Below are 23,762 nucleotides of genomic sequence, written 5' to 3'. Positions count from 1 at the left end.
TGGACGCCGGCATCTGCGCCGAAACATCAGGACGACTACGAAATTCGGTTGACGTACGGAACAGGCAAACCGTCCCGTGCGTCGCTCGTGCAGGGCTCGGATTCAGAAAAACTCGTCGAGCAGACGATAGAAAGCGATCCGCTCCGGATCGGGACGTTCGATCCCGTACCGCACGAAGAAAGGCGCGACCCATTCGCTGCCCAGGTCCGCTTCGATATCGCGCGATGCCAGCGCCAGATCCTGATAGCGATCGGCCACGCCCAGGCGCCCGCAATCGATGAAGCCGGAGAAGCGGCCGTCGTCGACCATGAAGTTCGGCAGACACGCGTCGCCGTGCGTGACGACCCCGTCCTCGATCGCCGGCCGTTGCGCCAGTAACCTCGCGAACATCGTGTCGAGCGGCATGCCCGTATTCGCATCATCGAGGTTGTCCTCGTCGACGAGCCCTGCGTCGATCCGTGCCCGGGCGCGCGCGATTCGACGCGCCGCGCCGTGATCGAACGGGCATGTGGCCGGATCGAGCCGATGCAGCGCACGCAGCGCGTCGGCGACGATCGTCACTTTCGTCTCCGGCGCAAGTGACGCGACGGCGAGGTTGTCGCCGCGCACCGCGCTCAGCAGCAGCCACTCGCGCCCCGCCGCCGACGCGACGTCGAGCACCCGAGCGCCCGGCACGCCCGTCGTCGCCAGCCAGCGCAGCCGCACCGCCTCGTCCGGCAATTCGCCGAGCGGCCCCGCCGGCTCGGTTTTGACGAACCGGCGCGAGCCGTCGCGCGCATCGAGCCGGAACACCGCGGCATCCGACTGGCCGTCCGTCTGTCGCGTCCATCGGCAGCCGGCCAGCGTGGCCTGCCACGTCGTAGGCATGTCGTTGATGAGCGGGTCGTTATCGGTCACGGCGAACTCGATCCTCGTTGACGGGGCCGGCACGCAAAGTGTCGGCAACACCGCGCGCATGATACCGCGCCGCCCGATTCATCAGACCATTTCCACCCTCGCCGACGCCCTCGTTTCGTCTCCTTTCGCCGGCTCCATCGAATCTCCATCTTTCCGCATCAAAGACGCCAACTAATCCACGCACACTCCGCCCCGTCAAAGCAGGCAGTGGGCTGCCTGCGCTTCCTGGAGTCGCTATGAAGAACCAAAAACGATGCTGCTACGGCGCCGTATGCGCGCTGGTGGCGGCAATGCTGGCGGGTTGCGGGCCGTCCGAACAGCCGGCCGCCGCGCCGGCCACCCCGGTGGCGGCCATGACCGTGGCCGCCGCGCGCGTCGACGTGACGGAGGACCTGCCGGGCCGCGTCGCGGCCGTGCGGGTCGCCGAGATCCGGCCGCAGGTGAGCGGCATCGTGCAACGCCGGCTGTTCGAACAAGGCACCGAAGTGCGCGTGGGCCAGCCGCTGTTCCAGATCAATCCGGCGCCGTTCAAGGCCGAGATGGACACGGCCGCCGCGTCGCTGCAGCGCGCGCAGGCGGCGCTCGAACGCGCGAAGGTGCAGACCGCGCGCTTCAAGCCGCTCGTCGAGGCCGATGCGATCAGCCGCCAGGTGTACGACGACGCCGTCTCGCAACGCGACCAGGCCGCGGCCGACGTCGCGCAGGCCCGCGCGACGCTCGCGCGCCGCCAGCTCGACCTGAAGTTCGCGACGGTGGAAGCGCCGATCGCCGGCCGCATCGACCAGGCGCTCGTGACCGAAGGCGCGCTGGTATCGAGCAGCGACAGCCAGCCGATGGCGCGCATCCAGCAGATCGACCAGGTCTACGTGGACGTGCGTCAACCGGCCGCGTCGCTCGACGCGCTGCGCGGCGCGCTTGCCGCTCAACCGCAAGCGTCGGACAGCAACGGCCTGCCGGTCGACGTGCTGCGCGACGACGACACGCGCTACGACGTCAAGGGCCGCATGCTGTTCTCCGGCGTCAACGTCGATCCGGGCACCGGGGACGTGCTGCTGCGCGTGCTGGTCGACAACCCGAAACGCCAGTTGCTGCCGGGCATGTACGTGCGTGCCCGCATTCCGCGCGCGCACTACGCCAACGCCGTGATGGTGCCGCAACAGGCGATCGTGCGCGCCGGCGGCAAGCCGCAGGTGTGGGTGCTCGACGCAAAGGGTACGGCTCACCTGAAGGCGGTCGAGGTCGGCGAACTGACGAACCGCAGCTATCGCATCAAGTCGGGCCTGCAGGCCGGCCAGAGGATCGTCGTCGAAGGCATGGAACGCCTGACCGACGGCGCGCCGGCCGCCGCAACCGACTGGAAGTCGCCTGACGCGGCCGCCATCGCGTCCGCGCACTGAGTCACGAGGAGCCTCCAGCCATGGCTGAATTCTTTATCCGCCGCCCGGTGTTTGCGTGGGTGATCGCGCTCTTCATCATCCTGACCGGGCTGATCGCGATCCCGCAACTGCCGGTCGCGCGCTACCCGTCGGTCGCGCCGCCGTCCGTCACGATCACCGCGAACTACCCGGGCGCCACGCCGCAGACGATGAACGACGGCGTGCTGAGCCTCATCGAGCGCGAATTGTCCGGCGTCAAGAACCTGCTGTACTTCGAATCGTCGGCCGACACGTCCGGCAGCGCGCAGATCACCGTCACGTTCAAGCCGGGCACCAATCCGGAGATGGCGCAGGTCGACGTGCAGAACAAGATCAAGTCGGTCGAGCCGCGCCTGCCCGCCGCCGTGCGCCAGAACGGGCTGATCGTCGAATCCGCGTCGTCCGGCTTCCTGATGATCGTCAGCCTGCGCTCCGACAACGGTCGCTTCGACGAAGGCGCGCTCGCCGACTACATGGCGCGCAGCGTGTCCGAGGAACTGCGGCGCATCGACGGCGTCGGCCGTGTGCTGCAGTTCGGCTCCGAACGCGCGATGCGCATCTGGGTCGATCCGCAGAAGCTGATCAATTTCGGCCTGTCGATGAGCGATCTGACGACCGCGATCGGCCAGCAGAACGTGCAGATCGCACCGGGCAGCCTCGGTGCGCTGCCCGCGCTGCCGGGCCAGCGCGTGACCGTGCCGCTCACCGCGCAAGGTCAGCTCGCGACGCCGGAAGAATTCGCGAAGGTCGTGCTGCGCGCGAACGCGGACGGCTCGAAGGTCGTGCTCGGCGACGTCGCCCGCGTCGAACTCGGCTCGCAGAACTACACGTTCGTGAGCCGCGAGAACAACAAGCCGGCCACTCTCGCGGGCGTGCAGCTCGCGCCGGGCGCCAACGCGGTGAAGACGGCGGACGCGATCCGCGCGCGCATGGCCGAACTGAGCAAGTCGATGCCGTCGGGCATGAGCTACTCGATCCCGCTCGACACGTCGCCGTTCGTGAAGATCTCGATCGAGAAAGTGCTGCACACGCTGCTCGAAGCGATGGTGCTCGTGTTCCTCGTGATGTACCTGTTCCTGCAGAACGTGCGCTATACGCTGATCCCGGCCATCGTCGCGCCGGTCGCGATGCTCGGCACGTTCACGGTGATGCTGCTGACCGGCTTCTCGATCAACGTGCTGACGATGTTCGGCATGGTGCTCGCGATCGGCATCATCGTCGACGATGCGATCGTCGTCGTCGAGAACGTCGAACGCCTGATGGCCGAGGAAGGACTGTCGCCGAAGGACGCGACGTCGAAGGCGATGAAGGAGATCACCGGCGCGATCGTCGGCGTCACGCTGGTGCTGACCGCGGTGTTCCTGCCGATGGCGATGGCGAGCGGCTCGGTCGGCGTGATCTACAAGCAGTTCACGCTGTCGATGGCCGTGTCGATCCTGTTCTCCGCGCTGCTGGCGCTGACGCTCACGCCGGCCCTGTGCGCGACGATGCTCAAGCCGCTCGCACCGGGCCATCACGAGAAGCGCGGCTTCTTCGGCTGGTTCAACCGCCGCTTCGACCGCCTGACGAAATGGTACGAGACGCGCGTCGGCCGCCTGGTCGGCCGCACGGGCCGCGTGATGCTGGTGTTCGTCGCGATTTCGGGCGCACTGGTGCTCGGTTTCCGCAGCCTGCCGTCGTCGTTCCTGCCGGACGAAGACCAGGGCTACTTCATCACCAGCTTTCTGCTGCCCGCGGACGCTACCGCCGAGCGTACGCACGACGTGGTCAAAACGCTGGAGAAGCATCTTGCTTCACGTCCGGCAATCCAGTCGAGCATTTCCGTGATCGGCTACGGCTTCTCGGGCCAGGGTCCGAACGCGGCGATCAACTGGTCCGTGATGAAGGACTGGAAGAACCGCGGCGGCGCATCGACCCTCGAGGAAGGCATGCTCGCGCAGCAAGCGATGGGCGGCGTGACCGAAGGCACGGTGATGAGCCTGCTGCCGCCGGCCATCGACGAACTCGGCAACAGCTCGGGCTTCTCGATGCGCCTGGAAGACCGCGCCAACCAGGGCACGGCGGCGCTCAAGGCGGCCGAAGCGAAGCTGCTCGAACTCGCCGCGCAAAGCAAGGTCGTGACCGGCGTGTACCCCGACAGTCTGCCGGCCGGCACGAGCATTCGCCTCGAGATCGACCGCGCGAAGGCGCAGGCGCTCGGCGTGTCGTTCACGACGCTCAGCGACACGCTGTCGACCGCGATGGGATCGACCTACGTGAACGACTTCCCGAACGCGGGCCGCATGCAGCAGGTGATCATCCAGGCCGACGCGCCGGCACGCATGCAGGTCGACAACGTGATGAAGCTGTACGTGCGCAACGCGGCCGGCGGCATGGTGCCGCTGTCCGAGGTGGTGCGCCCCGTGTGGACCGACACGCCGCTGCAGATGGTGCGCTTCAAGGGCTATCCGTCCGCGCGCATTTCCGGCAACGCGGCGCCCGGCCAGTCGAGCGGCGCGGCGATGGCCGAGATGGAACGGCTCGCCGCGCAACTGCCGCCGGGCTTCGCGGTCGAGTGGACCGGCCAGTCGCTGCAGGAACGCCAGTCGGCGTCGCAGGCGCCGATGCTGATGGTGCTGTCGATGATCGTCGTGTTCCTGGTGCTCGCCGCGCTGTACGAAAGCTGGTCGATCCCGCTGTCGGTGATGCTGGTGGTGCCGCTCGGCCTGATCGGCGCGATCGGTGCGGTGCTGCTGCGCGGGATGCCGAACGACGTGTTCTTCAAGGTCGGGATGATCACCGTGATCGGCCTGTCCGCGAAGAACGCGATCCTGATCGTCGAGTTCGCGAAGCAGTTGCGCGAGGAAGGCAGGGGGTTGATCGAAGCGGCCGTGCAGGCGTCGAAGCTGCGCCTGCGCCCGATCCTGATGACCTCGCTCGCGTTCGGCCTCGGCGTCGTGCCGCTGATGATCGCGACCGGCGCCAGCGCCGAGACGCAGCACGCGATCGGCACCGGCGTGTTCGGCGGCATGGTGACCGCCACGGTGCTGGCCATTTTCTTCGTCCCTGTTTTCTTTGTGTTCGTGATGAGTATCCAGGAGCGCATCGGCGCATGGCGGGCGTCCCGCACGCAGCCGGCCACCCCGACTCACGGACAGGAAGGTTGATGCCATGCGATTGCTTGTTCTTCCCCTCGTCCTCGCACTGTCGGCCTGCTCGCTCGCGCCGACGCTGGTCAAACCGTCGATGCCGGTGCCGACGGCCTACACGGCCGCCGCTGCCGCCGATCTCGACGCGAACGCCGCCGACCTCGGCTGGCGCACGATGTTCGGCGACCGCCGCCTGCAACGCCTGATCGAGCTCGCGCTCGAGAACAACCGCGACCTGCGCGTGGCGGCGCTGAACGTGGAAGCCGCCGAAGCGCAGTACGGCATCCAGCGTTCCGCGCGCCTGCCGTCGATCGGCGCCGGCGCGAACTTCACGCGCCAGCGTACGTCGGACGACACGCAGTCGAATCCGCCGCTGTTCGGCGCGACGCAGAACCAGTACGGCGTCAACGTCGGCATCAGCGCGTTCGAGATCGACCTGTTCGGCCGCGTGAAATCGCAGTCGGATGCCGCGTTCGCGCGCTACGTCGCGACCGACCACGGCCGCCGCGCGGTGCAGATCTCGCTCGTCGGCGGCGTGGCGGATGCGTACTTCGCCGAGCGCCTCGCGCACGAGCAACGCCAGTTGTCCGAACGCACGCTCGCCGACTGGCGGCAGTCGCTCGATCTCGCGCGCCGCCTGAAGGAAGCGCACCAGGCGAGCGGTGTCGACATCGCGCAGGCCGAAGGCCAGGTCGCGAGCGCGACGGCCGATCTCGAAGCGCGCACGCGCGCCGTCGAGCAGGCACGCAATGCCCTGCGCCTGCTGGTCGGCACCGAGCTGCCGAAGGATCTGCCCGAGCCGCTGCCGCTTCAGCAGCAACCGGTGATGACGCAACTGCCGGCCGGCCTGCCGTCCGAGCTGCTGTTCCGTCGGCCGGATATCCGGCAGGCCGAACAGAACCTCGTCGCCGCGAATGCGGACATCGGCGCCGCGCGCGCCGCATTCTTCCCGCGCCTGTCGCTGACGTCGTCGATCGGCTTCCTCAGCCCCGCGATGGGCAGTCTGTTCGACGGCGGCCAGCGCGTGTGGAGCTTCGCGCCGCAGGTCACGGTGCCGATCTTCCAGGGCGGCCGGCTGCGCGCCGAGCTGCGCCTCGCGGAAGTGCGCAAGTCCAGCGCGGTCGCCGAATACGAACGCGCGATCCAGGCCGCGTTCCGCGAAGTGGCCGACGGCATCGCCGGGCGCGAAACCTTCGGCCGCCAGATCGACGCGCAAACGCGCGTGGTCGGCTCGGCCGAACGCCGCACCGACCTGTCGAACCTGCGCTATCGCGCGGGCGTCGAGGGACGGCTGGAGTTGCTCGACTCGCAGCGGCAGCTCTATGCGGCCCGACAGGCGCTGCTGGACCTGCGTCGCAGCGAGCTCGGCAATGCCGTCGCGCTGTACAAGGCGCTCGGCGGCGGCCTGACGGACAAGGACGTCGCACCGTCGCAGCGCGTGGTGCGGAACTGAGCGAACGGCGCCGTTCCGTCCCGCGCGGCAGCGTGACGGAACGGCGTGATCCGGCCCGGCGACGGGCCGCCCCGATGGTTCGACATCGCACGGCACACTCCATGACGAATTCCCTGATACTGATTGCAGAAGACGAGCCCGACATCTCGGACATTCTCGATGCCTACCTAAAGCACGACGGCTTTCGCACCTATCGCGTCGCCGACGGGCAAGCGGTGCTCGACATGCAACCGCACCTGAAACCCGACCTGATCCTGCTCGACGTGAAGATGCCGCGGAAGAACGGCTGGGACGTACTCGCCGAGCTGCGACGGCGCGACAACACGCCCATCGTCGTCGTCACCGCGTTCGATCGCGATCTCGACCGGCTGCAGGCGCTGCACGCCGGCGCGGACGACTACATCGTCAAGCCGTTCAACCCGGCCGAGGTCGTCGCGCGATTGCGCGCGATCCTGCGCCGGTCGGCCGCGCCGCCGACCATGCGGATGCTGCGCGTCGGCGACCTCGAGATCGACACCGACAGCTATCTGGCCCGCGTGCGCACGGCCGGCACCGAGGTGCCGATCACGCTGACGCTGACGGAGTTCCGGCTGCTCGCGCACATGGCGAGATCGCCGAGCCGCGTGTTCACGCGCGGCGAATTGCTCGATGCGTGCATGGCCGACGTCAGTGCGCTGGAGCGCACGGTCGACAGCCACATCTGCAGGCTGCGCAAGAAGCTCGAACAGGCCGGCGCGCCGGGCATGCCCGAGGTGATGCGCGGCGTCGGCTACCGACTGCGGGGCGTGCAGTGACGCTGCCGGCAAGACCCGGCCGGCACATCGGGCGGGCGATCGGCACGGGCGCGCTCGTCGTCGTGCTGCTCGCCTGCACCGTCGCGTGCTTCGTGTACGCCGTGCCTACGCTGGCCGCGTTGCCGCACGACGCGACCGCCGGCGCGATGATCCGCAGTGCGTCCCCTTACCTGGTGCCGGCGACGGTGCTGTTCGTCTGCCTGCTGGCCGCGGCATTCGACCTGGTCAGGTCGATCCGCCGGATGCTCGCGACGCTCGACGCCATGGCGGATACCGCCGGCCGGATCGTCGCCGGCGATCCGTCGGCGCGCATCATTTCCCGCGACGGCTGCCCGGCCGACCTGGCTCGCTTCATCGAGCACTTCAATGCGATGACTCATGCAATGAAACGTACGAATCCATCCGATGCGACGGTCACCGTCGCCAGCAGCAGTCGCGTCACGCGCACCCGGCTCGCCGAACTCGAAACCCGGCTCGACGCCATCAGGACGCTCGCCACCGATGCGGATGCTGCGTCGCGCGACGCGCTGCTTCAGCATGTCGACGCGCTGTTCCGGTTCGTCGACGACCTTCAGTTGGCCGAACGAGAGGCCGCGGCCATTCGAGTATTTCCTCGATAACGGCCGGCCGTTTCCAAACACATCGGAAATGATCGGCGAGTCGTTTTCGGCATTACCTGCATCGCGGGTTTTGAACATTACAAAACACCACCAATCTTTTCAAAATCATTTCGGTTTATTCGATTTAATTTAGTTTCATATAATCAAAAAAAGTTTGACATCGCGCTTTCGTTCTTGATACCGTCCGATGCAAGCAATCCGACGGATTGCCTGCCACGCAAACGATTCCGCTCCACGTTTTTTCGCTTCCGCTGCACCGAAGTACGCGCCGTCGAATGATTCGTTCGCACGCCGGCGCGTGCCGCATCCCGATGCATTTCACTGGACGGCTGCCACCGGCAGCGGGCCGAAGGATCGAATCAAATGAGCAGGACAACGAAGCTGTTGCTCTAGCAACCCCGCCCGCGCCGGATCCGGCGCGACTGCCCCGCCTCGCGGCGCAGCCTTTCCGTTACCGCGTTTTCCGTATTTCGCCCCCGGAGACAAACCGCTTTCCGGATCGGGCGAAAGGCCCTGTCGCGTCCGTGCCATCCGCCCGCATGCGGCAGAAAGCGGCGGTGCATGACCCGCACCGCTGTCGACCGTTGTTGTTGGTGCCGTTCGATGTTCAACCGGAGGGGTAATTCAAATGAATCAGGTTGCAAACAAGAAACACAAGCACATTCGCCTCGTCAAACTCGCATTCGCCGCCGCGGCAGCCGCTTCGTTCGGCATGGCGACCGCCCATGCCGCGCCCGCGGCCGGCTGGACGGAAACGCGTACCAAGGGCTTCCTGCCGCTCGTGCAGCAAAACGAAGCCGGTACGGCCGGCGCGCCCGCCGCCAGCACCGCCGCCGCTGCCGCCGCGGCCATCGACATGGCGCCGGGCGAATCGGTGGACATCGTGCTCGGGCTGAACCTGCGCAACGAAGCCCAGCTCGACCAGTACCTGCGCGACCTGCATACGCCGGGCTCGCCGCACTACCGGCAGTTCCTCACGCCCGCGCAATTCGCCGCGCAATATGCGCCGACCGACCAGCAGGTCGCCTCCGTCGTCGCCCATCTGCGCAAGGCGGGCTTCGTGAACATCGTGGTCGCGCCGAACCGGCTGCTGGTCTCCGCGTCCGGCACCGCGGCAACCGTCCAGTCCGCGTTCCGCACCACCCTCAAGCGCTTCACGCGCAACGGCCGCAGCGTCTATGCGAACACCGACGCCGCGCAAGTGCCGAACGCGATCGGCAACATCGTCGGCGCGGTGCTGGGCCTGCAGAACGTCGAGTTGATGCATACCGGCGCGGGCAGCAAGCCGCAAGGCAACACCAGCAACCTGACGATCCCCGCCGGCGCGTCGGCGGTGCCGCACAACCCGACCGAGTTCTCGTCGATCTACGGCGGCGACGGCACGCCGACGGCGTCGCAAACCACGGTCGGCATCATCTCCGAAGGCGATCTGTCGCAGACGGTGAGCGACCTCAATACGTTCGCCGCGAACAACGGCCTCGGCACGATCAGCAGCAGCATCGTGAAGACGGGCCCATCCGGCAGCTCGTACACCGACACCGACGGCACCGTCGAATGGAACCTCGACAGCCAGTCGATCGTCGGCGCGGCCGGCGGCAGCGTGAAGCAGGTCGTGTTCTACACCGCGCCGTCGATGACGCTCACCGCGATCACGGCCGCGTACAACAAGGCCGTGACCGACAACGTCGCGAAGGTGATCAACGTGTCGCTCGGCGTGTGCGAATCGTCCGCGTACAGCACCGGCTCGCAGGCGACCGACGACACCATCTTCAAGCAGGCGGTCGCGCAAGGGCAGACCTTCTCCGTTTCCGCCGGCGACCACGGCGCGTACGAATGCGCGAGCGGCACGCCGTCGCGCTCGACCTACACGGTGAGCGAGCCGGCCACGTCGCCGTACGTGATCGCGGTAGGCGGCACGACGCTGTTCACCAACACGTCGACCAACGCGTACAACAGCGAAATCGTGTGGAACGACCCGAGCTGGCAGCCGGGCACCGTGTGGTCGACTGGCGGCGGATACAGCAAGTACGAAGCCGCGCCGACGTGGCAGTCGTCGACCCTCACCGGTTCGACCAAGCGCGCGCTGCCCGACGTCGGCTTCGACGCCGACCTGCGCACCGGTGCGATTCTCGTCGTGAACGGCCAGACGTCCGACACGCTGTGGGGGTCGGGCTACCTGAACAACGAAGGCGGCACGAGCCTCGCCGCACCGATCTTCACGGGCATCTGGGCGCGGCTGCAGTCGGCCAACAACAATGCGCTCGGGTTCCCCGCGTCGAGCATCTACAAGTACTTCCCGACCAACGCGGCGCTGCTGCACGACGTCACGTCCGGCAACAACGGCAGCGGCACTTACGGCTACAAGGCGAAGGCCGGCTGGGATGCGACGACGGGCTTCGGCAGCGTGAACATCTCGAAGCTGAACGCGTTCATCCAGAGCACGTCGGATTTCGCGCGTTGACGGGTCGTTGACCGAACCGGTTGCGTGAGCAGGCGCGCGACGTCTCTCACGCAACCGCGTCCGGCTACCCGCGAAGGCTGCGAAGCCGTCGCGGGTTTTCCGCATGCCGCGCCGTCTCGCCTTAGCCGATGCGGGCCCACTCCGCTACGCCGCTCAATCGGCCCAGTTCCGGACGTAGTCCGGCACCGCCACGTTGCCGTCCGCATGGACCGGTGCGCCGCGTGTCGTCTTCAGCGGCAGGATCCCGGCCCAGACCGCCAGCCCGAGATCCTGGTCCTTGTCGGACGGCAGCGAATCGCTGATTTTCACGGCCGCTTCCGCCATCGAAATCCGCAGCACGCGGGTCGCGTCGAGTTCCTTCGAATTGCCCGGCCGCGCTTCATGCTTGCGGCCCGGCGCGATCTTGTCCATCAACGCATCCAGCGCGGCGCGCTTTTCCGCACTGCTGTCGATCACGTCGAACTGCCCGTAGATCACCGCGGATCGATAATTCATCGAATGGTTGAAGGCCGAGCGGGCCAGCACGAGGCCGTCCAGCAGCGTCATCGCGACACAAGCCTGCGCGCCGGCCGACAGTGCCTTGATCATCCGGCTGCCGTTGGAGCCGTGGATATAGAGCGCGTCGCCCCTTCTCCAGTGCGCGGTCGGGATGCAGTGCGTGTTCTGCCCGTCGCCGAACGCGATGTGACAGACGTACGCGTCGTCCACGATGTGGTGGAGCATCGTGCGATCGTGGCTCGCCAGTTCGGGCAGGCGACGAATGGTCGTACGCGAGGTGGAAGAGAGTGTGGTCTGGTCGTTCATATATCTGTACTGCGAAATTAATCGTATCGGCATCGTGCCGACTCCATGCCCGAGGCGCGATCGGGCCGCCCGTCGACAGTCGCCGGCCGAATCGAGCAAAATACGCGCGTACCGCAAGTCGCGCCGTCACTCAAAATCCGCGTGTACCGGCCTGCCCCGCGAGAACGTGAACGATACGATGCGCGCGGCGTCTTCGAAAGAACCAGCACAAGGAAAATTTCTGGAACCAGCCCATGGATCTCGCGCTGCTCATCTCGTCGCTTGCCGGACAGGACGGCGCGACCACGCATAGTCGGCAGGAAGCCCTCTACCGGAGCCTGCGCAGCATGCTGCTGGACGGACACCTGCCGCCCGGCACGCGGCTCGCGTCGACGCGCGTGCTCGCGGCCGAGCTGGGCATCGCGCGCAATTCCGCGGTCTATGCGTACGAGCGCCTGGCCGAGGAAGGCTTCGTGGCCGCCACGCGCAACGGCACGATCACGCGATGGGACGGCCGCACCGACCCGAGCGCCGGTCATGAAGACGGCTCCGCACCGGTCCGCCTGTCGGCGCGCGTGCACGGGCTGGAAAATGCCGATCCCGAGCCCGAGCGCATGCTGCCGTTCGTTCCCGGCCTGCCGTCGCTCGACGAATTTCCGGTTGCCCAGTGGCGCCGTTGCATCGAGCGCGCATGGAAGACCATCACGCCGGCCCGGCTCGCGTACGGACCGGTCGAAGGGCTGCCCGAGCTTCGACGCGCGGTGGCCGCGTACATTCGCGTCTCGCGCGGCGTGCGCTGCGACACGGGCCAGGTATTCATCACCGACGGCACGCAGAGCAGCCTCGAATTGTGCGCGCGCATGCTCGCGAATCCCGGCGAAAACGGCTGGCTCGAGAACCCGTGCTACAACGGCGCGAGGACCGCGTTCCGCTCGACCGGCCTGAATCTCGTGCCGATCGAGGTCGATCGCGACGGCATGGCGCCGACCGACGAGCAGTGGCGCACTCTCCCGCCCCGGCTGATCTATACGACGCCGTCGCACCAGTACCCGCTCGGCGCGCTGATGAGCCCCGAGCGGCGCACGGCGCTCGTCGAGCGCGCCCGCGCCTGCGGTGCGTGGATCATCGAGGACGACTACGACAGCGAATTCCGTCACGGCGGCCAGCCGCTGCCCGCGATCCAGGGCCTGCATGCCGACGCGCCGGTGTGCTATCTCGGCACGTTCAGCAAGACGATGTTTCCGGCCCTTCGGCTCGGCTTCATGGTGGTGCCGCCGGTGCTGGTCGACCGCTTCACGAGAACGCTGCGCGAACTGGTCCATCGCGGCCATTCGGCCGACCAGCTGGCGATGGCCGAATTCATCGATACCGGCCTCTTTGCGCGGCACCTGCGGAAGATGCGGGCGCGCTACGCGGACCGGCGCAGCTGCCTCGAAGCGGCACTCGCGCGCCATCTCGGCACGTCGCTGAGCGTGCGGGAAAGCCCGGGCGGCATGCATCTCTCCGCGGATCTCGCCGCGCCGCTGCACGATACCGACGTCGCGCGGGCGGCAGCCGCGGAAGGCTTGCTGCTGCAACCGCTGAGCAGCTACTGCATCGGCGACGGCCGCCGATACAACGGCTTCGTGCTCGGCTATTCAGGCCTGAGCGACGCGACGATCGAGACAGCGGCGATGCAGTTCGCGGCCGTCATCGACCGGCACCGCCGCGCGCGGCGCTGAATGTCGCTCACAGTTGCGATTCGATCGGAAACAGCCCGAGAAACCACACTTCCATCCGCCGCGCGGCGGACACCTCCGGCTCATGATCGATCTCGGTGACCTTCCCGCCATCGGTCTGAATCCACTTCAGTCGCCCTTTGCCGGCCGGATCGGTTCTCGGCTCGACACGCCAGGCGATCTGGTCGAGTCGCCCTTCCAGGTCGTTGGCGACCTGCGATGCAATCGCCGGGCTCTCGCAGTAAACGCCGATTTCCGTATTGAGGTTCAACGATCGCGGATCGAGATTCATCGACCCGATGAAGATGCTCTTGTGATCGAACACGTAGGTCTTCGCATGCAGCGACGCGCGCGACGAGCCGATGATGACCTGCTTCGAAATGCTCTTGTCGCCCGATGGCCGGCGCTCGTAAAGCCGCACGCCCGCATTCACCAGATCGCTTCGATAGCGCCGGTAGCCGGCATGCACGGCCGCCACGTCGGTCGACGCGAGCGAATTGGTCAGCACCGTCACGCGCACGCCGCGCGCCGTCAGCGCGCGCAGCCGCTCGACGACGTCCTTGCCCGGCACGAAATACGGCGACACGATCAGCAGGTCGTGCTGCGGCTGCAACGCGAGCGCACGCAACTGCGGCATCAGATGCCCGTCGCTGTCCTTTGGCGCGTGCGCGATCTTCGACGGATCGTCGTACAGCACCGTCGCATGCCCCCACGACAGCTCCGTGCCCTGCCCGTGGACGATCCGGTCGAGCCGCTGCCGGGCTTCCAGCACGTACGGATTGTCCTCCATGGCCCGCAGGTAGTCGCGCAGCCGTTCGCGCTCGCGGTCGAGCCCGCCTGGCGCCGCATCGTGGCCGACCAGCGTATCGACCGGATACGCGTACGGCGAATTCCAGAACGTGTCGAATTCGGTCGAGATGTCCTTCACGACCGGGCCGTGAACCACGACGTCGAGATCGCCGAATTCCAGCATCGACGACGCGCCGAAGTACTCGTCGCCGATATTGCGGCCGCCGACGATCGCCGCCTGGTTGTCCGCGATCATCGCCTTGTTGTGCATGCGCCGGTTGACGCGCGAAAACTCGAATACCGTGCCGAGCTTCTTGAACCGGCGCGTGGCCACCGGATTGAACAGCCGGATCTCGATGTTCGGATGCGCGCTGATCTCGAGCAGCTTGCGGTCGTCCGCGTTGGTGCCGAGATCGTCGAGCAGCGCGCGCACGCGCACGCCGCGATCGGCCGCGCGGATGACCGCATCGGCCAGTTCGTGGCCGGTCAGGTCGTCGTGCCAGATGTAGTACTGAAGGTCCAGCGAGCGGTCGGCGCGATCGGCGAGCAACACGCGGGCGTCCAGCGCATCGACCGGATCGGTCAGCAAATGAAATGCGTCCTGCCCGGGATGCGTACCGGCCTGCTGCCGGAACGCGGCGCCCAGCCGCGTATCGTCCGTATCGGTGAATGCATGGGTCGGCGCGCGATCGGCCTGCGGCGGAAGACTGGCGCACGCGACGAGCGCCAGCGACGAGAGAATCGCACCCCACGAACGCAGCATGGTCATGATGGCCGCCCCTCACGGTCGGGCAAAGTTGGTTGGTGTTTGTTCTCGCTGCCCGATCGCGCGCGGCGCGGGTCGGCGGTCGCGCGCTCGACGGGAATCCGGTCGTGCGCGGCGGTCGCGCCACAGCATACTTCGATTGATAGCGGGACGGCACGCCCTCCGTGTTTCCCCGGTGGCGGCAATACGACATGCGGCGCCGACGTGCACCCGTTCAACGCGTTCGACACATTCGGACCGCACACAAAGAAAAACCCGCGACGCATGATGCCATCGCGGGTTTTACGACGTTTGTGCCGTTAGGAGAAAGGCGACCGCGGATTAAAACATAAGCTGTCCGTTCAATGGGCGCGCGACGCCCCCTGAGATCTCGCCGAAAAGCATAAATTGACCCATCGACCGAGATTAAAGCATAAGTTGTCTAAACGAAAAACTGCCTATTCGGCAAGTTGTTTTTCTTGCGCCGGAACGAGCGCAACCGCGCTAGCATTGATCACTGCTGCAGAGATAGCCGACTCGCCGATCTGAGGCGCAATCTCAACGCACTGACCAACCTTCTTGCACGAATTGGTTATGCAGTTTCGTATCTGGTCTCAGGCGCCCCCGACTTCAGACTGTGGACGCAGGCGTTGGAACGTAGATTGACCAACGCAGGCAAGAAGTTGCGCGTCGCTCATAGCCGATACAGCCTCCGCCGTTTGCACCCCTTCCTGCAGCAGCGCAAGACACTGTCCGCGGTTCAATGGAACGCACAGCTTGCTCAACGGCAAGGCGCGCTCCGGGACTCCGAATTCCAGTCGCGTGAGCAATATGTCGACTGCATCGAGAAATTGCTGATGCTTAGGAAACAATGCCGAGAGTATGCGCTGAGCAGACCGCAAGTGAAACCGCGTGGCATCGGCGATGCTCACAATGTCGCCGTATCGAATCGCCGTGAAGGGATTTGCCGTGTAGGACCGCTCCAAACTGTCGACGGGAACGCCTTCGACCCAATCGAAGAGAATTGCAGCACGCTTGCAGCGGCGCCAGAAGGTGTGTTCGTCGGCACCGTAACGCTGGAGCAGCCTGGACATTGCTGGACCGAAGCGGACGATAACATCATTGACGCGAGCCGATTCGGCCCGACCACGCGTCATCAGCGGCGTATAAACGTCGGACATCTCCTGCAAAACCTGCACGTGCGCCAAGATATGAAGCGGAGGCGTTGTTGCAATGTCGACACTACGCAACAGTTCCACCAAACGCAGCCCAGACTCAAAAGAAAGAGACGAACTGCCCACTGCCTGCCCGAGCATAGTCAGGTGGACAATGTCGTCACCCTCTTTTTCGGCGAGTCCCGCCTGCAGCAGACGATCCACGAAGGCGGCTACACGCGGCTGAACCACTGCTACCCAGTTAGGGTTGGCACGGGCGGCAGCGTAACCGCCAAAGGTGTTCACAAGCAGACCCGGTATCTCGACTAGTTTAACGCCACGAACCTGGCTCAGAAGACGAAGTACCCAGGTCGGCATTGCCGATTCGGCAAACGAAGAAACGACGTCTTCGGGTGTTCCTTCGACGTATCGCTGGAACAGCCTGGCCCTTTCCACAGGGGTTTCCGCAAGTATGATGGCCTTCCCGATTTCGTTGAAACCCAGACGGCCGGCCCGACCGGCCATGTTCTTGTACTCCGCAATCGAGAAAGGACGTCCATCTTCGCCACGGAATTCCTGCTCGGCAAGAATTACGGTAGACGCTGGCGTGTTAATCCCGGCCGCCAGCGTCGTCGTTGATCCAAGAACCCAGATGCCGCCTTCCGTGTCCCGAAAACCGCGCTCAATCGCTTCACGCTCGGCTCGCAGCAAGTTAGTGCTGTGGAACGCAGTACCACCGCGCAGGCATTCACGCAAATCATGTGAGGCAGAGGTCAGATCCTGCGAAGGAAGGGCATGGAGCGTTGCGGTCGCCGCCCCCTTACCGAGCTCGCCGGAGAGATAACGAGCGCATCCTTGGGCTTTGCCACGCTGATTGCGGAAAACAATCAGTTTCTCGCCAGCCCCGACGAGCTTCTGTGCCAGTGGAACGATGACATCCTGAGAACTAGGCTTGGTCTTTCGTACGCGAATGCTGTGCGGCGACAATAGCGCATCGGTCTTGGTCATACCGTCAACGTCGCGATACTGAAAGACTCCGTTCCGGTCGAGCACCCCTTCAATCAGTGGCACCGGGCGGTCGCGCGAGAGGAGGACTGGGATGTCGAGCCATTGGTCAAACCCGTTCAGGCTGCCGATTACGGCAGACAGCACAATCAATTGCGGGTGGATGCCTCGTGTTCGAGCCCGAAGCAGCAACGCAAGAATCAGCTCGACGGTAATACCTCTGCGCGGATCGATGATGAATTGCGCTTCGTCAACAGTTACAAGGCCAATCCGGTTGAGGATATGTGGCGCTCCAAGCGCGAGGTTGAGAAACATCTCGTACGTGAAGAACCCGAGATCATAGCGACCAGCAAGCACGTCTCCAATGGTGTCTGTGGCATCCCCCATGCAGCGAACTATGCGCAGCCCCGACGGACCATAACGCTCCGAGAACTCCTCGAACTTCTCGCTGACGATGGCGCGGTATGGCAGCAGGAAAATCGCCTTCTTTCCAGTGATGACCGACTGGATAGCCGCAAGCTCTCCGATCATCGTCTTGCCCGAGCTCGTTGGTGCGACGGTCATAAGTGAACGACCCGTAAGCACGCCGAACTCGTTGACCGCACGTAGTTGCAAGGAGTTGAGACCGCCCGGGAAGCGCTCGACCCAATGATCGACGATTGATTGCGGGAAACCATTGTCCAGCAGCTGCTCGAACGGACCGGCCATCTGCTCGACGGTGGTTGACGGGAACGCAGCGTGGTAGTTAGCGCCCAGGACGAGCCGCGGGAAAACCAGTCCTCCTTGGACGTTTCCCAGGAATACAGGCGTTTGCGTTGCGCCTATGCGCTCCGCTTCGACGCGGGCAATCTGAACGATTTCATCTCCGACACCTGGAAAGCTGATCTGCTCCGCCGAAGTTGCCGTCATTGCCTGTATGACAGCGTATGTGAGCAGGCCGTGTCCAGTACCGGGTTGCTCCCACGCTACTTGCCGCGCAGTACACGCCGCCAGCAGGATCCGCCCTTCGCCGGCGACACCTTCAAGTGCGAATACGCTTCTCGGCTGCGCGGGAACGTCCAGGACTCGAGCCGGAGCGTGGCCGCTAAAGCAGCAGTCCAGGATGCACAGAACGGCACGGGCTCGGGTCGCCTTGAATGCGTCTCCAATCGCTGCCATGGACAATGTGGTCCCGGCGAGGTCTGTGCAAAGGGTATCGTAGACAGCGATGCCCCCATCCGGTGAACCGTGACCAGCAAAGCTGATGACAACGACATCATCGTCAGCAGCATTAGCCAGTGTGCCGAAGATCGCCTCAGAGACGTTATCCTTGGTCGCGGCCTCGTCTACGAGTAGTCTGGCGCTAAAGCCCGGAATCGAATCGAGAAACAGCGCATTAAGAGCAGTTGCATCGCGGACCGCTCCTGTGAGCTCATCTATGTTCGGATCGAGCTGCTTGTTGATGCCGACGAAAATTCCCTTCAAGGCCATGACAGCTTCCCTCTCGCCTTTCGCACATCACTTACGACCATTCCCCGCTCGGATCCGATGCATAGGCAAATTCACGGAGGCAAAAGTTGAAGCCTTGTCCCGCTTCAATACCCCGGGTTGCCGGTATCGCCCTTGTTCACAAAGAGTCTTTGTCAGGCAAACCGTAATCGCGCCCGCTCCGCCGCCTACGACTTGAAGCAATGCCGTCTAGCGCGCCAGCCGTCAAAAGGCACATCGGTGAATCGTTGGTTAGCTTCCGCTCTTGCCCGTATTGCCTGTCGACGGTGCGGCCGGTGCAGGATTGCTCGGTGCAGCTGGTTTGACGGCTTGCATTGGCAAGCCGGTCAAACCACGTTGAACGGTCCCTGCCGGACCTTGCACTTTCTGCATCGCAATGCCGGTTACGCCATCATGGGTCAGCGAAGTTGTAACGGTGTTTTTCCCAGTCACGTTTGCACCTCGAAGATTTACTGATACAAAAAAAGTCGTGAAAATCAGCGCAATCGCGAAGGCAACGGCGGACATCCAATGGTTCACGTGATTCGCGCAGAAATCCCACCGCGTCTCTTCGCCAAGCGCTTTTTCTTCCGACTTCAGGTAGTACCGCTCAGCTCTGTCAAGCTGCAAGCTCACAACTTTCAGGCTGAGTACATACGACAGGATCACCAGCACCATCGCAAGCGTAAAGAAGATCCATGAGCCATATAGAGTCCATGCAAACTCAGCCTGACGGATCGGTATGAAATCTTTCAGGAAACCAAGCGAAAGAGCGAGCCCGGCACCGGAATACGTCAATATCGACTTGTCGAGGTTCTCAGCATTGGAAATCTGGCGTTTCGAAAGATCGTCGCGATGGCGCTCGTACAGGCGTTGCCGTTCCGCGGCGTCCTCAGCGAGCTCGCTAACGTCCTCGCACATATGCGCTACTTCGAGTTCCCGTTGCCAGACTTGCCGTCAGCAGGCTTTCCGGCCCCTCGCGTGACCGGCTGCATCTTCTGCCCCGTCACCCCGCCATGGATGGTCTTGGTTGGAGCCTGAAGAGTCCGCCCCGTGCCCACGGGTAATGCAACCGTTGGTCGTTTCATTTTCGTCTGCCCCACTAGAAATGGTCGGCGCCTGCCCTGCATAAACACCGACCCATCAAAATCCGCCCAGATACCGTATAAGCAGACACCGCCCAAATTGTCCACAATATTTTGCGTTTGGTTCACTTATAAGCACAAGATATAGTGGCGCCACGCTGCATGCAACATCTAGGGTGCCCCGGGTTTTCCCGCGGCAAACGTGCACGCGCTGGTCGGTTTTCTGACAAAGCAGTCGCGAAAGCGCTTTCAAGCCAGAAAACTCTGTCACGAGCCGCGAGTGGCGAGTTGGAGTGGCAGCTTCGCCAGTGTGGTCTGATCGTATCTACGCTCATCAGTCGGCCGCGTTCATAGGCCAATACGTCCTTACCCTCGACTTTCATCGCCTCATACGCCTGCCGGCAGAAGTTCGGCGTCCAGCCGAACGACGGGCTGTTGTTGTACACTAGCGTCGCGTCCGGGATCTTTGCGAATCTCGCTGACCATGCTGCCAACCTGCGCAATGCAGCGCGGTGACACAATCGAACACGCTACGTCCTTCGCCGGCGAGGAACTGTAACGGGTTGCTCGGCAGGCGCTTGGGATCCAGCCGTCGCGCTTGATGACGACGTAGCCATTGCCCAGATCGTCAGCCGACAGCTCTTTGCAATCGAGGAACGAGTTTTACTGGGCGCTCAAGTCGCCAGACGTGCGGGTCACGGCGATCTGCTCGGGCGGGCGGGCTCCAGCGAGTCGGTGCGTGCCAGCTGCCGGCTCTTCGTGGAGGCTTCGAAAACAAAAGGTCGCATCAATCGTATTGATGCCACACGCCACCGTCGTTCATCGCGTACTCAAACATTTTCCGCATCGAAGTAAACCAAGCGTAGAAGCCGCGTTTTTCAATCTCCTGCGCATATTCGTCCCAAGCAGAAAAATCAGCAGCCAGCTTTGCCGAGGTGACCGGCCCGATAGTCCCGAATTGACCCGGATGGCGAAACAACTCACGGAACGGGCCTGTGCCGTCCGCACCGGCCATTCGCCAGTGATACCCGACCATCTCCGCCAACTGTTCCATGAACTTATAAAAATCGCCCTCTTTCCTGCAGACGGTGAACGTTTTCTCTTCTTCAAACTCGTACGCAGCACCAATTTCCAGCCCATCATCGATGCGTGGGCAGTCCGGGTTGCCAATCACGTCGGCGACGTTGTTCGGGCGTTTGGCCCAGAAATCTGCGTCGAACATTCCGTCCAACTTTATCAACCCCTTGCGAGCAACAAAATCTACAGCCATAGCACCTGCATTATTTTAAAAATGATTAAGAGCACGCCGCCCGCGCCGAAACGACTCACGATGCGCAGACGATCGTTCCGAACTAAATACCGCCCTTTGTATAGCGCTGCTGACGCGGGGCGATGAGAGGATATGCACGCCACGCGACACGGGTGTGCCGCGCCACGTGGCGGTATCGACTCGATCGATTTGTCGAGTAACTTATAGTTCAGGTCAGGAGCATCGAAGGAAGACACAACCATTCTTCATTGCAAACTCAAACATTGAGCGGATATGGCGATAGAACTCGTAGAAGTCTTGGTCCTCGAGTGCTATAGCCCGTTGATCCCACTCATTGAAATCAGCGACCAGCTTTGCAGATACGACGGGTCCAATTGTCCCCTTGCCTCCCCACCGAAACAGTTCGCGAAATGGACCAGGGTCGTCAGCGCCGGGCATCTGCCAGTCGTAGCCCACGAAACCCGCGAGTTTATTCAAGTTTTCGTTAAGCACACCCTCCGTCCCGAAACCAAACCAGGCATCCTCTTCGTACATGTACGTGGAGCCGACCTCCAAACCGTCAGCAAAGTTTGGCTGTTTTGCATTTCCATCCACTTCAACAGCATCGTTATCAAAGTGCGCACTCCGGAAATCCGCATCAACCACCCCCTCGAACTTCTTAAGCCCTTTACACGCCACAAAATATACAGACATCGATTCACCAATTTACAAAAATTGATATAACACACCGATCAGAAAAAATTAATCGGCGCACGAAGATCAATGAAAAATCAAAATTGATTCCACTTTCGCACAATATCGACGCGCACGAAAGACTTCAAAATTCTCGTCACCACGATAACGTATTTAACGAAAAACCCTCATCTCCACAAATTTCTGAAAAATAAGATCTGCTCGTTCGAGAACTTCGCAAATCAGGAATTGCTGGCATTGTAAGTCCGAAGATTTCGGTTTGGAAAGCGCCCGAAGGATGCTTAAGATCGGTTTTTAATGTCTAAGCTCAAAACGTAATCGAGGTTAGTAGGAGTTTTTAAAATTAGAGCAATCCCTCTAAAACAGCAACATTGTCGGGCGAATGTACGTCCGCAGCCGCCCTTTGGGAGAGGCTCATCGGAACCGCAACCGTGGCTCCCCGTGCCCGCCGTAGACCCTCAACGAACAATCGACAAACACAGGGGGGTGGAAGGATAAGCAATCCAGGTTGATGAGGGGAATCTGACGCAAAATCTCCGTACTCGGCACCCTCTTTTCTCACTCTATATAGGCGGCGTCGCGAATATCGCGAGCGAAGAACTTGAACGACGGGCGACAATCGTCCCTCTTCCTGCCGGGTCACGTCTAGTCAGCCCTTCTATTTGACGAAAGCGAACCAAGATGCAGGACATCAAGGCACCCGTCGACGCTCGCTAATTGTTCCGGCCGGTTGATATAGCGTGAAATCGTGCATTTGGCCTACTCGCAACGGATTGTCCTCGTCAGCATAGCCAGCATGCCGCCATTGCTCTAGGATCGTCTCGCAGCAGGAAGAAGAGAGGAACCCTCTATGAAGAGCAGCCGATGACAACCGCACGTAAGCACACGAATGCCCCCGCCGCTACGGATACACCGCACGACTCCCCGCGCTGGGTCAACTTGCACTGCCTGCAGCCGCGAGCCGCAGCTATCCAGCGTCAGCTCGCGTTGCCCGGCAAGCTCAGTCCGGTCGATTGGGCGTACTTCGGCTAGGTCAATGCTGGTCGGGAATTCGTGTCAACGTTTGTCATCGATTACGACCATGGATGTCATATATTTTCGCGCCCGGCCACGCGACAGCACCCGCATCTGCTTTCGTCGCGCTGATCTCGGGCAACCTTTGCGGAAATTCAACGCCGCGGCTCGAGCTGGCGCAGTTCAGTTGGCGTACGCGATCTGTACGCTCGCGCCTGAGGCTGCTCAAGCTGCCGCCACGACGAGTCAGACGCATCGTAAAAGCCGCGCTGCGATGCGCACAAATACGCGCTCGCAGGCGCCCTACTCCAGACGCCGTCCAACAGCCCGCGTGATTCGCGCTTAGGCTCGCCGCCCCCAACGGATCTTCCTCGTCACTACGACCAGCATGCCGCGCTTCCCCGATGACACTGACTCCAGGCCATGTCCGCTTGTGACAGATCTCAAGACGCTGGGCCAAGCGGTGCAACGTACCCGGCTGGCGAGCGAACTGACGCTTCTCGACGCCGCCGACTACATCGGCGTAACGGTAAACGTACTTGCCCGCATTGAAGCCGGACGATCTGTCGGTACCGTGCACCTTTTCAAGGTGCTGAAGGAGTTCGGGCTTGCGACGCTCATCATGTCGAAGGCGGACGCCGACGATGCCTTGCAGGCGGTTGGCCATACCGTGAACTGGGTTGAAATCGCAGCGAAGCAATCGGCTACCAGGGCGACCGGCACGAAGCCGGCTCTCATCCCGGAGCGAACCACGCCGACACTTTTCTTGGACTACGACGGTACGCTGCATGCTGGCCATGCCTATATAGACGACGGCGGCCAGATCACCTTGGACTCCGGTAGGCCCGTTCTTGAATTTGCTCCGATTCTGACCGAGATTCTTCGACCCTATCCGGCTGTGAAGATCGTCCTCACGACATCCTGGTTGCAGAGGCTGTCAACCGAGCGTGTCATCGCATATCTTCCGCCCGACCTCGCGCGACGCGTAGTTGGCACGACTCGGGACATGAAACCACGCTTCAGTTATCTGCGAAGCGGTTCGGGCAAAACGGATGTAATCGCATCGTATGCGCAGGGAAAAGGCCTACGAAACTGGTTGGCACTGGACGACTCGGTTTTCGACGCACATCTCTTCGGTCGCGAACTGGTCAGCAATTTCGTGCTGCTCGACTCCGCGCTAGGGAAACGCTGATTTATTCGGCTCGGCGGTCATCGCAGACGTAGCCGAGGACGTTTAGAAGACAGCTCACGGAACGGACCCACGACGATGA

Annotated in this window: 15 protein-coding genes and 1 pseudogene; 8 read left to right on the top strand and 8 right to left on the bottom strand. The window is 63.2% G+C overall.

Translation table 11 applies throughout. The features are described 5' to 3' along the window. Window positions 1-102: 102 nt before the first annotated feature. Entirely contained in the window at window positions 103-897 is a 795-nt protein-coding gene (locus tag DFS13_RS30315) for an APH(3')-II family aminoglycoside O-phosphotransferase (RefSeq protein ID WP_181159040.1), read from the bottom strand. Window positions 898-1,133: 236 nt separating this feature from the next. Between DFS13_RS30315 and DFS13_RS30310 the strand changes: the two genes are divergently transcribed. The 6 genes from DFS13_RS30310 (at window position 1,134) to DFS13_RS30280 (ending at window position 10,768) form a co-directional block, all read left to right on the top strand. Then, window positions 1,134-2,294: an efflux RND transporter periplasmic adaptor subunit gene (locus DFS13_RS30310; RefSeq protein ID WP_111442482.1), complete on the top strand. Its 1,161-nt coding sequence runs from the start codon at window positions 1,134-1,136 to the stop codon at window positions 2,292-2,294. A 20-nt stretch (window positions 2,295-2,314) separates the two neighbouring features. Beyond that, window positions 2,315-5,458, top strand: a complete 3,144-nt coding sequence (locus DFS13_RS30305; RefSeq protein ID WP_111442481.1) for a multidrug efflux RND transporter permease subunit — start codon at window positions 2,315-2,317, stop codon at window positions 5,456-5,458. A gap of 4 nt (window positions 5,459-5,462) precedes the next feature. Further along, window positions 5,463-6,893 carry an efflux transporter outer membrane subunit gene (locus DFS13_RS30300; protein WP_006489053.1) on the top strand — a complete coding sequence of 477 codons (1,431 nt, stop codon included), beginning with the start codon at window positions 5,463-5,465 and terminating at the stop codon, window positions 6,891-6,893. Between the two features lie 101 nt (window positions 6,894-6,994). Further along, on the top strand, window positions 6,995-7,687 hold the full coding sequence (locus tag DFS13_RS30295; RefSeq protein ID WP_006489056.1) for a response regulator: 693 nt from the start codon (window positions 6,995-6,997) through the stop codon (window positions 7,685-7,687). Then, window positions 7,684-8,307, top strand: a complete 624-nt coding sequence (locus tag DFS13_RS30290) for a histidine kinase (RefSeq protein ID WP_111442480.1) — start codon at window positions 7,684-7,686, stop codon at window positions 8,305-8,307. Before DFS13_RS30295 ends, DFS13_RS30290 begins: the two co-directional genes overlap by 4 nt. Window positions 8,308-8,935: 628 nt before the next feature. Continuing rightward, window positions 8,936-10,768, top strand: coding sequence for a protease pro-enzyme activation domain-containing protein (locus tag DFS13_RS30280; RefSeq protein ID WP_006495995.1), 1,833 nt, complete (start codon window positions 8,936-8,938; stop codon window positions 10,766-10,768). Between the two features lie 153 nt (window positions 10,769-10,921). On the opposite strand, the gene DFS13_RS30275 is transcribed toward DFS13_RS30280, so the two are convergent. After that, complete coding sequence (locus DFS13_RS30275) at window positions 10,922-11,572, bottom strand: pyridoxamine 5'-phosphate oxidase family protein (protein WP_034202631.1); 651 nt, start codon at window positions 11,570-11,572, stop codon at window positions 10,922-10,924. Between the two features lie 233 nt (window positions 11,573-11,805). On the opposite strand from DFS13_RS30275, the gene DFS13_RS30265 reads away from it, so the two are divergent. Then, the gene (locus DFS13_RS30265) at window positions 11,806-13,272 is read left to right on the top strand and encodes a PLP-dependent aminotransferase family protein (protein WP_111442479.1); all 1,467 of its coding nucleotides are present in this window, start codon (window positions 11,806-11,808) and stop codon (window positions 13,270-13,272) included. A gap of 7 nt (window positions 13,273-13,279) precedes the next feature. Here DFS13_RS30265 and DFS13_RS30260 read toward each other — a convergent pair whose 3' ends face one another. The 6 genes and pseudogenes from DFS13_RS30260 to DFS13_RS30225 form a co-directional block, all read right to left on the bottom strand. Further along, the gene (locus tag DFS13_RS30260; protein WP_006489062.1) at window positions 13,280-14,827 is read right to left on the bottom strand and encodes a phospholipase D family protein; all 1,548 of its coding nucleotides are present in this window, start codon (window positions 14,825-14,827) and stop codon (window positions 13,280-13,282) included. Window positions 14,828-15,417: 590 nt separating this feature from the next. Next, window positions 15,418-18,432, bottom strand: coding sequence for a DEAD/DEAH box helicase (locus DFS13_RS30250; protein WP_012217364.1), 3,015 nt, complete (start codon window positions 18,430-18,432; stop codon window positions 15,418-15,420). 249 nt (window positions 18,433-18,681) lie between these two features. After that, complete coding sequence (locus tag DFS13_RS30245; protein ID WP_011881677.1) at window positions 18,682-19,350, bottom strand: hypothetical protein; 669 nt, start codon at window positions 19,348-19,350, stop codon at window positions 18,682-18,684. A gap of 461 nt (window positions 19,351-19,811) precedes the next feature. Next, a pseudogene (locus tag DFS13_RS40950) lies at window positions 19,812-20,260 on the bottom strand (isocitrate lyase); the annotation flags it as partial. Window positions 20,261-20,301: 41 nt separating this feature from the next. Next, window positions 20,302-20,784, bottom strand: a complete 483-nt coding sequence (locus DFS13_RS30230; RefSeq protein ID WP_011881675.1) for a hypothetical protein — start codon at window positions 20,782-20,784, stop codon at window positions 20,302-20,304. 213 nt (window positions 20,785-20,997) lie between these two features. Further along, the gene (locus DFS13_RS30225; protein WP_011881674.1) at window positions 20,998-21,477 is read right to left on the bottom strand and encodes a hypothetical protein; all 480 of its coding nucleotides are present in this window, start codon (window positions 21,475-21,477) and stop codon (window positions 20,998-21,000) included. Window positions 21,478-22,924: 1,447 nt separating this feature from the next. Here DFS13_RS30225 and DFS13_RS30220 point away from each other — a divergent pair. Beyond that, window positions 22,925-23,683, top strand: a complete 759-nt coding sequence (locus tag DFS13_RS30220) for an HAD domain-containing protein (RefSeq protein WP_258399110.1) — start codon at window positions 22,925-22,927, stop codon at window positions 23,681-23,683. Window positions 23,684-23,762 lie beyond the last annotated feature (79 nt).

This window comes from Burkholderia sp. 28_3 (genome assembly GCF_003253915.1).
GTDB lineage: Bacteria > Pseudomonadota > Gammaproteobacteria > Burkholderiales > Burkholderiaceae > Burkholderia > Burkholderia cenocepacia.
The sequence above is the reverse complement of the archived record's forward strand: the minus strand, read 5'-3'. Positions and strand labels throughout refer to the sequence as shown.